Origin of the sequence: Mycobacterium sp. UM_Kg1, from assembly GCF_000972925.1 — a bacterium.
Classification (GTDB): domain Bacteria; phylum Actinomycetota; class Actinomycetes; order Mycobacteriales; family Mycobacteriaceae; genus Mycobacterium; species Mycobacterium hiberniae.
This window is the reverse complement of sequence record NZ_JRMK01000110.1, coordinates 1-13,424: the sequence shown is the minus strand read 5'-3', so window position 1 is coordinate 13,424 and position 13,424 is coordinate 1. Positions and strand designations below refer to the sequence as shown.

General features: G+C 68.1%; 13 protein-coding genes, 3 tRNA genes and 3 pseudogenes. 15 read left to right on the top strand and 4 right to left on the bottom strand.

Features of this window, described 5'->3' with window-relative positions; translation table 11 throughout:
- Positions 1-25: 25 nt before the first annotated feature.
- The 5 genes and pseudogenes from LI92_RS22425 to LI92_RS15895 all read left to right on the top strand — a co-directional run.
- A pseudogene (locus tag LI92_RS22425) lies at positions 26-241 on the top strand (phosphotransferase family protein); the annotation flags it as partial.
- Complete coding sequence (locus LI92_RS15910) at positions 238-1,485, top strand: M20 metallopeptidase family protein (RefSeq protein ID WP_052740812.1); 1,248 nt, start codon at positions 238-240, stop codon at positions 1,483-1,485. The pseudogene LI92_RS22425 and the gene LI92_RS15910, both read left to right, overlap by 4 nt.
- Before the next feature lie 67 nt (positions 1,486-1,552).
- On the top strand, positions 1,553-1,879 hold the full coding sequence (locus LI92_RS15905) for a hypothetical protein (protein WP_046320467.1): 327 nt from the start codon (positions 1,553-1,555) through the stop codon (positions 1,877-1,879).
- A 28-nt stretch (positions 1,880-1,907) separates the two neighbouring features.
- Positions 1,908-2,660: a hypothetical protein gene (locus tag LI92_RS15900; protein WP_046320465.1), complete on the top strand. Its 753-nt coding sequence runs from the start codon at positions 1,908-1,910 to the stop codon at positions 2,658-2,660.
- Between the two features lie 9 nt (positions 2,661-2,669).
- A complete protein-coding gene (locus LI92_RS15895) occupies positions 2,670-3,389 on the top strand; it encodes a hypothetical protein (RefSeq protein WP_046320464.1) in 720 nt (239 codons plus the stop codon).
- A 730-nt stretch (positions 3,390-4,119) separates the two neighbouring features.
- Here LI92_RS15895 and LI92_RS15890 read toward each other — a convergent pair.
- Positions 4,120-4,192, bottom strand: a tRNA-Arg gene (locus tag LI92_RS15890).
- A 37-nt stretch (positions 4,193-4,229) separates the two neighbouring features.
- Positions 4,230-4,318, bottom strand: a tRNA-Ser gene (locus LI92_RS15885).
- A gap of 87 nt (positions 4,319-4,405) precedes the next feature.
- Between LI92_RS15885 and hisC the strand changes: the two genes are divergently transcribed.
- Genes hisC through LI92_RS15870 form a run of 3 tightly spaced genes read left to right on the top strand, consistent with a single transcriptional unit; the run spans position 4,406 to position 6,367 of the window.
- The gene (gene hisC / locus LI92_RS15880) at positions 4,406-5,452 is read left to right on the top strand and encodes a histidinol-phosphate transaminase (RefSeq protein ID WP_046320470.1); all 1,047 of its coding nucleotides are present in this window, start codon (positions 4,406-4,408) and stop codon (positions 5,450-5,452) included.
- A 10-nt stretch (positions 5,453-5,462) separates the two neighbouring features.
- Positions 5,463-5,876, top strand: coding sequence for an SRPBCC family protein (locus LI92_RS15875; protein ID WP_046320462.1), 414 nt, complete (start codon positions 5,463-5,465; stop codon positions 5,874-5,876).
- Positions 5,877-5,890: 14 nt separating this feature from the next.
- Positions 5,891-6,367: a DUF4334 domain-containing protein gene (locus LI92_RS15870; RefSeq protein ID WP_502691465.1), complete on the top strand. Its 477-nt coding sequence runs from the start codon at positions 5,891-5,893 to the stop codon at positions 6,365-6,367.
- 68 nt (positions 6,368-6,435) lie between these two features.
- On the opposite strand, the pseudogene LI92_RS15865 reads toward LI92_RS15870, so the two are convergent.
- Positions 6,436-7,323 (bottom strand): annotated as a pseudogene (locus tag LI92_RS15865) (TerC family protein); the annotation flags it as partial.
- 141 nt (positions 7,324-7,464) lie between these two features.
- Between LI92_RS15865 and LI92_RS15860 the strand changes: the two are divergent.
- The 4 genes from LI92_RS15860 to lipE are packed head-to-tail and all read left to right on the top strand — an operon-like array spanning position 7,465 to position 10,752.
- Positions 7,465-8,289, top strand: a complete 825-nt coding sequence (locus LI92_RS15860) for a crotonase/enoyl-CoA hydratase family protein (RefSeq protein WP_046320457.1) — start codon at positions 7,465-7,467, stop codon at positions 8,287-8,289.
- A complete protein-coding gene (locus LI92_RS15855; protein ID WP_046320456.1) occupies positions 8,289-8,612 on the top strand; it encodes a DMT family transporter in 324 nt (107 codons plus the stop codon). The genes LI92_RS15860 and LI92_RS15855 overlap by 1 nt, the downstream gene beginning before the upstream one ends.
- The gene (locus LI92_RS15850; RefSeq protein WP_286135142.1) at positions 8,609-9,481 is read left to right on the top strand and encodes an acyl-CoA thioesterase; all 873 of its coding nucleotides are present in this window, start codon (positions 8,609-8,611) and stop codon (positions 9,479-9,481) included. The genes LI92_RS15855 and LI92_RS15850 overlap by 4 nt, the downstream gene beginning before the upstream one ends.
- A 29-nt stretch (positions 9,482-9,510) precedes the next feature.
- Positions 9,511-10,752: a lipase LipE gene (gene lipE, locus LI92_RS15845; protein ID WP_046320449.1), complete on the top strand. Its 1,242-nt coding sequence runs from the start codon at positions 9,511-9,513 to the stop codon at positions 10,750-10,752.
- A 68-nt stretch (positions 10,753-10,820) separates the two neighbouring features.
- On the opposite strand, the gene LI92_RS15840 is transcribed toward lipE, so the two are convergent.
- Positions 10,821-10,910: transfer RNA gene (locus LI92_RS15840), tRNA-Ser, on the bottom strand.
- Between the two features lie 24 nt (positions 10,911-10,934).
- Between LI92_RS15840 and LI92_RS15835 the strand changes: the two genes are divergently transcribed.
- From LI92_RS15835 to LI92_RS23800, 3 genes and pseudogenes are all read left to right on the top strand, one after another.
- Positions 10,935-11,903 carry an NAD(P)H-quinone oxidoreductase gene (locus LI92_RS15835; protein ID WP_152665506.1) on the top strand — a complete coding sequence of 323 codons (969 nt, stop codon included), beginning with the start codon at positions 10,935-10,937 and terminating at the stop codon, positions 11,901-11,903.
- Positions 11,904-12,049: 146 nt separating this feature from the next.
- Positions 12,050-12,661: a GNAT family N-acetyltransferase gene (locus LI92_RS15830; RefSeq protein WP_046320447.1), complete on the top strand. Its 612-nt coding sequence runs from the start codon at positions 12,050-12,052 to the stop codon at positions 12,659-12,661.
- A 136-nt stretch (positions 12,662-12,797) separates the two neighbouring features.
- A pseudogene (locus tag LI92_RS23800) lies at positions 12,798-13,424 on the top strand (hypothetical protein); the annotation flags it as partial.

The following is a 13,424-nucleotide window of genomic DNA, read 5'->3' as shown; positions in this document are numbered from 1 at the left end:
ATGTGTATAAGAGACAGCCGATGATCTGATTCAGCGCTACGCCGCGGGCAGCTCGCGCGACCTGTCGCAGATCGGGTGGTACACGGTGATGGCCGGGTTCAAACTGGCCATCGTGATCGAGGGAACGCTGGCACGGGCCTCCGCCGGGATGGCCGACCGGGAAGTCGGCGAGACCTTGCACGAGGCCGCCGTCTGGCTTTTCGAGCGCGCCCAGACCACCTGGATGGCGGGTGCGACGTGACCGGCCTGACCGACCGCGTCGAAGACATCGTCGCCGCCGACACCCGGCGGTTGGTCGACATCTTCAAAGATCTGCATCGCCACCCCGAGCTGGGGTTCCACGAAGTGCGTACCGCGCGGACCGTCGCGCAGGCACTCAGTGACCTGGGCCTGACGGTGACCACCGGGATCGGCCAGACCGGGGTGGTCGCGGTGCTGGCCAACGGCCCCGGTCCGGTGGTGATGTACCGCGCCGACATGGACGCGCTGCGCGTGCCGGAGGCCACCGGACTGGACTATGCGAGCAGCAACCCGGAACTGGGCCACATGTGCGGCCACGACGCGCACGTCACCTGGATGCTGGGGATGGCCAAGGTGCTCGCCCAGACCACCGACTCGTGGTCGGGTACGGCGGTGTTGGTCGGCCAGCCGGCCGAGGAGCTGATCAGCGGCGCGGCGGCCATGGTCGCCGCGGGCCTCTACGACGTCGCCCCGCGCCCGGATGCGTTCCTGGCCATGCACACCGCCCCGCTGCCGGTGGGGATGGTGGCCGCGGTCGGCGGCGAGCGGATGGCCGGCACCGACCAGCTCGACGTGGTTTTCCACGGCGTCGGCGGTCACGGGTCGATGCCCCAGTTGGCCCGCGACCCGGTGCTGATGGCCGCGCAGGCCGTCGTGCAGTTCCAGTCGATCGTCAGCCGCACCCTCGCGCCGAGCGAGACCGCGGTGCTGACGGTCGGTTCGGTGCAGGCCGGCAGTTCCTACAACGTGATCCCGGACCGGGCGCTGCTCAAGGTCAACCTGCGCTGGTTCAACCCGGAGGTGCGCGAGCAGATGCTGACCGGGATTCGGGCGATCTGCACCGGGATCGCGCGCAGCTATGGCATGCCCGATGACCGGTTGCCGACCATCACCATGGCCGGCGGCGCCCCTCCGCTGGTCAACGACCCGGCTCTCACCGACCGGGTGGCCGCCGCGCTCGGGGATCTGCTGGGCGAATCCCACATCTTGCGTGACCTGCCGGCGATGACGGGCTCGGAGGACTGTCACCTGCTCAAAGGGCCGCATCGTGAGGTGCCGCTGGCGTATCTCCTGGTCGGAATCGCCGATCCGAAGGTGTACGCGAAGTGCGCCGAAAAGGGCCAATTGTTTCCCTTCACCCCGCATTCGTCGGACTATGTGGTCGACCTTTCCGCCATCCCGGCCGGAACCAGGATTGCGGCCCGTGGGATGCTTGAATTGCTTACTCCCAGTCGGCCCAAGTAGGAATTACGCTCCGCCGAGTCGCTAAAATACTTGTGCGGTCCACGAACGAGAGCTAAGGTGTATTGCTGTGGACGATCGTCACAAAGACCCAACCGTAGTGTTGCCATACCTTGTGGGCAGGCCGCTCGGCGCGAGCGAGGTCTACGAGGCATTCGGCTACCGCAAGTCCGCCTACTACAAGGCGGCGCATGAAGGGCGGCTGATCAGCGCGGACAACCTGATCCGAGTGGCCAGATATTTTGGGCTCAATCCCGTCGACCTTCAGGTGCGGTTCGGATTGATCGAGCACGACGCCGTGGCCGAATACTTGGAAACGGCGCCGCCCCAGACACCCCAGACGCCCTCGCTGCGCCTGGGCGACCTCAAAGCCAATCTGGACAAACCGCCCGTATAACGGCGCCGCCACCAAGTACGGTCGACCCATGATGTCGGCCCTCATGGGTGTCACCGTGCTGGTGACGCTGTACAGCCTGTGGGTTCGCCGCCACACCTGGTGGTCGCGCTGGGAGATCGGCGTCACCCTGGCCCTGGCGCTGGAGACCATCGGACTGGCGTTGATGTCGCCGTGGGTCTCCGAAACTCTCGGGCCGTTGCTGCACCAGGCCACCGGGATATGGAACCTGCAGCAGTTGGCCGGTCATCTCTGCTTCGTCATCGCCATCGCGGCCAACGCCTATCACGTCCTGGCGCGGGTGGCCTCGCTGGACCAGATGCGCCCCTGGTTCCGGCGGAGGGTGGTGCGGCCAGTCCAGCTCGTCATCGTCGCGATGGTGGCACTGTTCCCGGCCGCCGCCTCCGGCTACAGCGCGGACGGCTTCGCCACCGTGGGCGCCAACCACTGGCACGCCGTGTACTGGGCGGTGGTCTCCTCCACACTGATCTACCTGGGAATCGTCGCTACCCGGCTGCTGCTGATATCGCGGTCGGATCCGCGGGCCAAGGAGACCGTCGAGCTCTACACGCTGTCATCAGGCTTCGGCCTGACAGCCATGCTGGTGCAGTTGAGCACCGTCTGGATACACGCCGACCTGAGCACGCTGGTCTGGCTGTGCGTGTGCGCGGCCATCTGCATCTTCGCCTACGGCTCGGCCCGGTCCTGGCAGGCCAAAGCGGCGTGGTTCACCAGCTCGCAACGTCCGGTGGCGCAGCCGAATCCCCCGCAAGCCCTGTCCTGAGAACACGCCATGACGGTAATCCTGATCGCCACCTTGGCGGTGCTCGCCTATAGCCTCTGGGTGCGCCGCGACACCTGGTGGACGCGCTGGGAGAACGCCGCCACCCTCACCTTGGTGCTGCTGGCCGCTGCGCTGGTGCTGATGTCGCCATGGGCCGCGGCCGGGATCAGCCCGGTGCTCCACGACGGGCTGGGGGTGTGGAACGTCCAGGTGCTGATCGGCCACCTATGCCTGATCGTGGCGGTGACGGCGAACATCTATCACATGTTGCTGCGGCTCGCCGACCCCGTGCACGTGCGGGTCATCATGCGCCGCCACCTGCTGATCCCGGTCGGGCTGGGTATTGCCGTGATGGTGCTGACCTACCTGCGGTCCGATCAGACCTACCAGCCCGATGTGCTCGCCACCCCCGGGACCGACGGCTGGATGATGACGTACTTCCTGGTCGGCGGGTCGCTGGCCTGCTACCTCAGCATCTACTCCAGCCGGCTGATGCTGACGCTGCGCCACGATCCGCGCGCCAAGCGCACCCTGGACCTGCACCTGGTAGCGATGACGGCCGCCATCGCCGCGTCCCTTCTGGTGGTCGGATCGTCCTGGGTCGCCGGGGACGACGCCAGCCCCGGGATCTGGTTCTGCATCTGTGTGGCGGCGGGAACCTTCGCCTACGGGTCCGCGCGATCCTGGAAGGCCAAGAGCGCCTGGTTCACCCCGGAAAGCCGGCGGTGAACGGCCAATGCTGACATATGCCATCACCGCGGCCACCCTGATGATCGTCGGCTACTGCCTGTGGGTTCGCCGCGACACCTGGCGGTCACGGTGGGAGGCCGGCGCCACCTTCGCCATCGCGATGGAGGGGTGCGCGCTGTTCCTGCTGACGCCGTGGGCCGACGGCCAGCAGGGCCCCTGCTTTCTCGGACTGTGGTCACTACAGCAGCTGGCCGGTTGGCTGTGCCTTATCGCCGGGGTGATCGGCAACATCTACCACATGCTGGTGCGCCTCACCGCCCCGCCGCACGTGGGGCCGATCATGCGCAAGCACCTCCTGATACCGGTGGGACTGGGTGTCGCAGTGATGCTCGTGGCGTTGGTCAGTTCCCCACGCACGTTTGGGCCGGACATGGTCACCCGGCTGCCCGGCGATCGCTGGCTGTCCGTCTTCGCAGTGACGACGTGCGCGTTGCTGGCGTACCTGACCGGATATGTCGGCCGGCTGATGTGGTCGCTACGACATGATCAGCGGGCCAGGACCACGCTGGTCCTCTACTCGACAGCCATGGCGTTCGCGGTGGCCGCCGGAGTGGTCGCGCTCGTCTCGATCTGTCTCGGCCATTTCGCCGGCCCGGCCGTCCTGGTGTGCGGCAGCCTGTCGGTGGCTGTCTTCGCCTACGGACTGGCGCGCTCGTGGCAGGGCAAAAAGGCCTGGTTCCAGCCCAACCGCGCCGCGGCGACCAATGAGTGCGCCCGAAGGGATTCGAACCCCCAACCTTCTGATCCGTAGTCAGATGCTCTATCCGTTGAGCTACGGGCGCCGGTCTTCAGTTGTCGGTCGAGCAAGCTCGGCCGTTGCGGAGGCGAGAGGATTTGAACCTCCGGTCCCCCGTAAAGAGGACAACTCATTAGCAGTGAGTCCCATTCGGCCGCTCTGGCACGCCTCCTCGAACTCGTTGAGGGTACCGGATCACTCCCCCAGTTCTGAAACCGCGGGGCACAACAGTGCCTGCGGCCCACATATGCTGTGGTCCGTGACCGCCAGACTGCGCCCCGAGATGGCCGCTCTGCCAGCCTACGTCGAGGGCAAGACGGTCCCGGGCTCGATCAAACTCGCCAGCAACGAGACGGTGTTGCCCCCGCTGCCCAGCGTGGTGAAAGCCGTCGAGGGCGCCCTGGCCAACACCAACCGCTACCCCGACAACGGCTACGCCGCGCTGCGCGCCCGGCTGGCCGAGCACGTCGGTTTCAGCCCGCAGCACGTCGCGGCGGGATGCGGGTCGGTGAGTCTGTGCCAGCAGCTCATCCAGATCAGCGCCGGCGCGGGCGACGAGGTGGTGTTCGGCTGGCGCAGCTTCGAGATCTACCCCCTGCAGGTGCGCACCGCCGGCGCCGTGCCGGTGCAGGTGCCGTTGCGCGACCACACCTACGACCTGGACGCGATGCTGGCCGCCATCACCGACCGCACGCGGCTGATCTTCGTGTGCAATCCCAACAACCCGACCTCCACCGTGGTCGACCCCGCCGCGCTGGCCCGGTTCGTCGCCGCGGTGCCCTCGCACATTCTGGTCGCCATCGACGAGGCCTACGTGGAGTACATTCGCGACGGCCTGGTTCCCGACAGCCTGGGACTGGTCCGCCGGTACCCGAATGTGGTTGTGCTGCGTACTTTCTCGAAGGCCTACGGGCTGGCCGGCCTGCGCCTGGGCTACGCGGTCGGCGATCCGGAGATCATCACCGCACTCGGCAAGGTCTACGTGCCGTTCACGGTCTCCAGCGTGGCGCAGGTCGCCGGCATCGCATCGCTGGACGCCGCCGACGAGCTGATGGCCCGCACCGACGCGGTGGTGGCCGAACGGACCCGGGTGGCCGCCGCGCTGCGCGCGGCCGGGTTCGAACTGCCCGATTCGCAGTCCAACTTCGTCTGGCTGCCGCTGGCCGAGCGCACCGGCGACTTCGTGGCCGCCGCCGCGGCGGCTGCCATCGTGGTCCGCCCCTACGGCCAGGACGGCGTCCGGGTCACCATCGGCGCGCCCGAAGAGAACGACGCGCTGTTACGGTTCGCACAGACCTACCGCTGAGGAGAAACGAATGCACGGGACCGCGACTGCCACCGTTGCCGCATCCGCGGCCCAGGTGTGGACGGTGCTCACCGACTATGAGGGCATGTCCGCCTGGGCTCCCGGGCTGAAGATCACCGTGATCACGCCCGGGACCCCGGCGCCCAACGGCGTCGGCGCCCAGCGTCGCATCCAGGCCGTGCCGGGAATGGCGCCGCTGGTGGAGGAGATCATCACGTTCGAGCCCGAGCAGCGGCTGAGCTACCGGGGTGTGTCGGGCATCCCGTTCCGCAACTACGTCGGCGAGGTGGCCCTGCGGCCGTCGGGATCCGGCACCGAGATCCGCTACACCGTCAGCGCCGACAATCGGCTGCCCGGGATCGCCACGGTGCTGTCGCACGCCCTGCTGTTCGGCCTCAAGCGGGCCGTGAACAAGGCCGCCTGAAAGGCCTGAAAGGAATGTCCACGATGAACGAAGAACAGGCCCGCACCGCCTTCCGTGCCCTGCGGGAACGCACCGACCAGATCCCCGACGCCGAGATCGACGAGTTCTGGGCGTTGCTGCCACCGGCCACCCTCGACCAGATGATCGGCGAGTGGCACGGCGGGGAGTTCGTCACCGGCCATCGGATGAACGGCCTGCTGGAAAAGGCCCGGTGGTTCGGCAAGACCTTCAACTCGGTGACCGATGTGCAGCCGCTGGTGTGCCTGGATGAGGACGGCAACAAGTTCTCCAACGTCAAGCTCGGCAAGGGCGAGGCGAGCCTGTGGGCCGAGGAGTTCCGCGGCGAGGTGGTGGCGACCATGGTCTACGACGGTCAGCCCACCCACGATCACTTCAAGCGGATCGACAACGACACCGTGCTGGGCATTATGAACGGCAAGGGTGTGCTGGACAACGGGAAGTACTTCTACTTCTATCTGGAACGGGTCTGACGGTCTCAGCGGTGTGCGACCAAGACCCGGTCGCGCTTCGCAGCGCCGCGGTCGTGGGTCCGGTCGTGGAGCAACGACGCGACGGTGGTGACCGCCAGCACGCCCAGGATCACCAGCAGTGACGGCCCGGTGCCGATCTCGATGACGCCGACCGGTCTGCCGGCGTTGATGATCGGCAGGTTGTTGTCGTGCAGCGCGTGCAGGATCAGCTTCACGCCGATGAACCCGAGGATCACCGACAGGCCCTGGGACAGGTAGACGAGCCGGTCGAGCAGGCCGTCGATCAAGAAGTAGAGCTGCCGCAGGCCCAGCAGCGAGAACGCCGTGGCGGTGAACACGATGTAGGTGTGCTGGGTGAGCCCGAATATCGCCGGAATCGAGTCGAGGGCAAAGATCACGTCGGTGCCGGCGATGGCGGTCATCACCAGCAGCATCGGGCCGCCGACGACCTTTCGGGCCAACCGGATGACGCTGTTGTGGGCCTGGTGGGACGCTTCGCGCCGGCCCGACTGCAACATTTTGCGGGCCGTGAGCAGCAGGATCAGCCCGAAGAAGTAGAACGCCCAGGAGAAGGTGCTGATTATGGCGGCACCGAGGAAGATGAAGCCGGTCCGGGCGAGCAGGGACAGTGTGATCCCGAACAGCAGCACCTTCTGCTGCTGCTCGCGGGGAACACCGAACGAGGTGATGATGACCAGGAAGACGAAGAGGTTGTCGACCGAGAGGGCCTTTTCGGTGATGTAGCCGGCGAAGTACTCCGAGCCGGCGCCGGCCCCGCCGAACACGAGCAGGCCGAGCCCGAAGGCCACCGCGACGCCGACATAGCCGGCCGACCAGATCGCGGCCTCCCGCATCGTCGGGACGTGCGGTTCCCGCACGTGGAAGACGAAGTCGAAAACCACGAGCCCCATCAGGCCGACGACGGTCAGCCCCCAAACCCACCCCGCGACGTTCATGTGTCACCCACGCTAGGCGACGTGGGCGACAGGCGGCTGGCGCGCAGGTGGCGCGGCTATGACCGGCCGGTGAAGGCGAGGAGCCGTGCCAGCGGCCAGGCCGCGGATCGCCGGCCAGGTGACCACGCTACGGTCTGTGGTATGGCCGAGACCTATGAGTCGCTCACCGTAGAGATCAAAGATCACATCGCGCAGGTCACCTTGATCGGGCCGGGCAAGGGCAACGCGATGGGCCCCGCATTCTGGGCGGAGTTGCCGCAGGCCTTCGCCGCGTTGGACGCCGACCGCGACGTGCGGGCGATCGTGCTGACCGGCTCCGGCAAGAATTTCAGCTACGGGCTGGACCTGGCCGCGATGGGCGGCACCATGACCCCCATGTTGGCTGAGGGGGCGCTGGCCCGGCCGCGCGCGGAGTTCCACCGCGACCTGCAGCGCATGCAGGCCGCGATCACCGCGGTGGCCGACTGCCGGACGCCGACCATCGCGTCGGTTCACGGCTGGTGCATCGGCGGTGGGGTCGACCTGATCTCCGCGGTCGACATCCGTTACGCCTCCGAAGACGCCAAGTTCAGCGTGCGCGAGGTCAAGCTGGCGATCGTCGCCGACGTCGGCAGCCTGGCCCGGCTTCCGCTGATCCTGTCCGACGGCCACCTGCGCGAACTCGCGCTGACCGGCAAGGACATCGACGCTGCCCGGGCGGAGAAGATCGGTCTGGTCAATGACGTCTACGCCGATGCCGAAGCCTGCCTGGCCGCCGCGCACGCGACCGCGGCAGAGATTGCCGCCAACCCTCCGCTGACCGTGTCGGGGGTCAAGGATGTGCTCGACCAGCAGCGCACCGACCGGGTGTCGGCCAGCCTACGCTACGTCGCGGCCTGGAACTCGGCGTTCCTGGCGTCGAAGGACCTGCTGGAGGGTATCGGCGCCGTGCTGGGCAAACGCAAGCCGCATTTCACCGGCGAGTGATGGCCTGGCTGCTGCTGCTCGGGGCCATCGGATTCGAGGTCACCGGGACGTTGTCGCTGCGGGCTTCCGACGGCTTCAGCCGCTGGCAGTGGGCGCTGCCGGTCGCCGTGGGCTATGTGGCGTCGTTCGTGTTGCTGGCCATGGTGCTCAAACGCGGCATCCCGGTCGGTGTGGCCTACGGAGTGTGGTCTGGGGTCGGGCTGACGTTGACCGCGGTGCTGGCCCGGTTCCTGTTCGACGATCCGTTCACCCCGACGATGGCCGGCGGCGTGGTGCTGATCGGCGCGGGGGTCTACCTGCTGGAGATCGGGGCACACGCATGAGCGACCCGATGCCGCACCGGCAACCGGAGCTGGCCGAGATCATCGCCACCCTCGACGTCGACCGGGTGGACGACGAACACTTTGTGGCCACCCAACTCGACAATCCGGCCCACCACATCGTCGGCGGGCATATCGCCGGTCAGGCGCTGATCGCCGCCAGCCGGACCGCGCCGGAACGGGTGCCGCACAGCATGCACGTCTACTACCTGCGGGCCGGGGATGCGCGCCGCCCCGTCGACCTGCACGTCGAGGTGGCCCGCGACGGCGGCACGCTGTCGACGCGCCAGGTCCCCGCCCGCCAGGACGGCCAGATCCTGCTGGAAGTGCTCTCGTCGTTCACCACCGCCGTCGACGCCCCCGCATACCAGCAGCCGATGCCGGCCGTCCCCGACCCGGAGTCGCTGCCCACGGCGCAGCAGCAACACGCGGCCTACGCCGAGGAACTGGGCGGCTACTGGGTGCAGCCCCACCCGTTCGACGTGCGCTATGTCGATACGCCGCCCCGATTGGCCGCCGCATGCGGGGAGCCGTCGCCGCGGCTGCGGATGTGGTGGAAGCCGGTCGAGGCGGTGCCGGCTGATCCGGTGATGCACAGCGCCCTGCTGACCTACCTGTCGGGAACGAAGATGGTCGAGGCGGCGCTGGCCATGCGACGCACCGACCAGGCCAGCACCTTCAATGCGTTGATCGACCACGCACTGTGGTTTCAGCGGCCCGTCGACCTGGCCGACTGGGTGCTGTCGGACCAGTTCACGCCCAGCGGCATCGCCGGGCGCGGCCTGACGACCTCCACCATGCACAACCGGACGGGGCAGCTGGTCTGCCTGGCCACCCAGGAGCTCTATTTCGGCCGCGGCGCGCGCCGCTGAGACCCGGCGGCCCACGTAGCCTGGCGGGCATGACATCCGACGGCACCGTCCGCATCCCCGCCGATCTCGACGCCGTCACCGCGATCGGCGACGAAGACCACTCCGGTATCGACGCGGCGGCCGTGGAGCGGATCTGGCAGGCCGCCCGGCACTGGTATGCCGGCGGCCTGCACCCGGCCATCCAGTTGTGTCTGCGCCACAACGGCCGGGTAATCCTCAACCGGGCGATCGGGCACGGCTGGGGCAACGGCCCGCAGGATCCCGCGGACGCCGAACAGGTTCCGGTGAGCGTCGACACCCCGTTCTGCGTGTATTCGACCGCCAAGGCCATCACGAGCACCGTGATGCACATGCTGGCCGAGCGCGGCGCCTTCGCCCTGGACGACAAGGTGTGCGACTACCTGCCGGGATACACCAGTCACGGCAAGCACCGCACCACCATCCGGCACGTGATGACCCACAGCGCCGGGGTGCCGTTCGCCACCGGGCCCAAGCCCGACCTGAACCGCGCCGACGACCCCGAGTACGCCCAGGCGCAGTTGGCCAAGCTGCGGCCGGTGTACCGCCCCGGGTTGATGCACATGTACCACGCGCTGACCTGGGGGCCGCTGACCCGCGAGATCGTCCGGGCGGCCACCGGTAAGGACATCCGGGACATCCTGGCGACCGAGATCCTGGATCCGCTGGGCTTCAGATGGACCAATTACGGCGTTGCACCGCAGGACATTCCACTGGTGGCGCCCAGTCACGCGACCGGCAGGCAGCCTTCCGGCGCGGCGGTCGCGGTGTTCCGCAAGGCGATCGGCGGCTCGGTGTACGAGATCATCCCGGTGACCAACAGCCCGTTTTTCCTCACCACGGTGGTGCCGTCGTCGAACACCATCTCCACCGCGTTCGAGCTGTCCCGGTTCGCCGAGATCTGGCGCCGCGGTGGCGAACTCGACGGGGTGCGGGTGCTGGCACCGCAGACCCTGCGGGCCGCGACGGCGCAGTGCCGCCGGCTGCGGCCGGATGTCGCGACTGGTCTGGCACCGCTGCGCTGGGGGACCGGATTCATGTTGGGTTCGGCACGGTTCGGGCCGTTCGGGCGTAACGCGCCGGCCGCGTTCGGGCATCTCGGCCTGGTCAACTGCGCTATCTGGACCGATCCCGAGCGAGGGCTGTCAGCCGGGTTGATCTCCAGCGGCAAGCCCGGACAGGATCCGGAGGTCAAGCGCTATACGGCGTTGATGAACACCATCACCGCGCAGATCCCCCGCTCTTCGCGTTGACTCTGCGCTCACCAGGCAGAAGTTCGAGTGCGATGCCTGGTGGACGCAGAGTCAATGAGCCGACCTGATGGCGGTGGCGGAGGGATTTGAACCCCCGGACGGTGTTAGCCGTCTCTCGCTTTCAAGGCGAGTGCATTAGGCCGCTCTGCCACGCCACCGTGGGAGATCGTACCCTGGCCATCATGCGTGCGATCATCGCCGAATCCCCCAAAGAACTGACCTGGCAGGAAGTCCCCGACATCACCGCCGGACCGGGCGAGGTGCTGATCCGGGTCGCGGCCGCCGGGGTGAACCGGGCCGACCTGTTGCAGGCCGCCGGCCTGTATCCCCCGCCGCCGGGGGCCAGCGACATCATCGGCCTGGAGGTTTCGGGGGTCATCGCGGCGGTGGGCGAGGGCGTGGCGGAATGGTCGGTAGGCCAAGGCGTTTGCGCCTTGCTGGCCGGCGGCGGCTATGCCGAGTACGTCGCGGTACCGGAGCAACAGGTACTGCCGATCCCCGCCGGCGTGGATCTGGTGGATGCGGCCGCGCTGCCCGAGGTGGCATGCACCGTCTGGTCGAATCTGGTGCAGACGGCCGGATTGTCCGAGGGACAGCTGCTGCTGGTGCACGGCGGCGCCAGCGGGGTGGGCACCCACGCCATTCAACTGGCGCGCCAGCTCGGCGCCTGGGTGGCGGTCACCGCCGGCTCGGAGGCCAAGTTGGCGTTCTGCCGAGACCTGGGTGCCGAGATCACCGTGAATTACCGCGACGAGGATTTCGTGGCACGTATGCGCGAAGCCGGCGGCGCCGACGTGATTCTGGACATCATGGGTGCGGCCTACCTGGACCGCAACATCGACGCCCTGGCCAACGACGGCCAGCTGGTTGTCATCGGTATGCAGGGCGGAGTCAAAGGCGAACTGAACCTGGGCAAGTTGATCTCCAAGCGGGCCCGGGTGATCGGCACCGCGCTGCGGGCCCGGCCGGTGGACGGACCGCACGGCAAAGCCGTGGTGGTGACGGCGGTGGCGGAGAAGGTGTGGCCGATGCTGGGCGACGGCCGGATCAAGCCGGTGATCGGCGCCCGGCTGCCCTTCGCGCACGCAGGTGAAGCCCACCGGCTGCTGTCGGCGGGCGACGTCACCGGCAAGGTGCTGCTGACCCTGTAAGGGTTCGGCATATCAGCGCTGACAGCGACGGATCCACGTAGCATTAGCGATGCACCGATCGGTGACGGCGTTGCCGTCTAAGCACTTTCAGGAGGATTTTTCATGGCTACCGAATCCGGCCCGGCGACAAGTGGATCGGCTGCATCATGAGCGTGCCCATGCCACGTCAGCGGGTTGGCCTGAGCGCTGAGCTACTCGCGGTTCCGCCACCGCCGTTGCCGATCCTTGCCGAGCCCTACAGCATCCGGTTCGCGGACCCGGTCGAGGACTCCGCAATGATCTCCGAGTGGATGAACCGGCCGCACCTGGCCGCAACCTGGGGTTACGACTACCCGCCGGACCAGTGGCGCCGCCACCTCGAGATCCAGCACGAGGGCTCCTACTCGCGCCCCTACGTCTACAACCTCCACGGCGAGCCCTTGGGGTACATGGAGCTGTTCCGGGCCGCGCAGGATGACATCGCGACCGTCTACGACGCTCACCCGTACGACATCGGCTTGCACGGCGCCATGGCCGACCCCAACATGGTCGAGAAGGGCCACGGGGCAAATATTTTCGGCCCGCTGGTCACCAGCATCTTCGCGGCCGAGCCGCAGTGCCAACGAGTTATCGGGGATTCCCAGGCCGCCGGCTCACATGGCCGCCGGTTCTGGGAGCGACGGGGCGGGCAGTTCCTGGGCGAGCACTACATCGCCAAATGGGACCAGCACATCGCACTGTTCGCCTGGCCACGACCCACAGAGGAGACCCCGGCCTGAGGCCATAGACCAGCGCCACAAGGGCGGTGACGGATCAACTCCGTCACCGCCCTTGTGCGTTTGCCGGCACCACCGCTGACCCGAAAAGGACGAATCCCCGGACCCGACACCGAAGTGCCGGACCGGGGATTCGTCTTTGTGCAGCCGTTCTCGGACCGCCCGGGCTGACCGCCCGTTACGGTGCGCCGACGCCGCCCTTACCGCCGGCGCCGCCCACGCCGGCGGGGCCTTTACCAGAGCCTGCGGGCGTTCCAGCGACTCCGTTGGTACCCGGCGTGCCGACGACTCCGTCGCCGTTCGTGCCGCCGGAACCACCCTGGCCACCGCTACCACCGGAGCCCGCCCAGTTGGACTTGCTCGGCCGGGAGGCACCGTTGACGCCGTTACCGCCGTTACCGCCGAGACCGCCGGAGCCGCCCTGGGCATGGGTGCCGTCGGGGTTGAGACCGCCCTGACCGCCGGTGCCACCCTGGCCACCGACGCCGCCGGATCCACCGGTGCCGCCACCGCCGGTGCCCTGACCGACGAGGCCGTTGTAGCCGGCGCCACCAGCACCGCCGGTACCACCGTTACCGGCGACACCGCCAGTGCCGCCCTTCCCGCCGACGCCCCCAGCGCCCTGTGCACCGGACTGCCCGTCACCCAGTGCGACACCGCCGGCGCCGCCCAGGCCGGCCGCGCCGCCGACACCGCCGTCGCCACCCTGGCCGCCGAAGCCACCGGTACCACCGGTACGACCGGGCAGACCCTGTCTCTTATACAC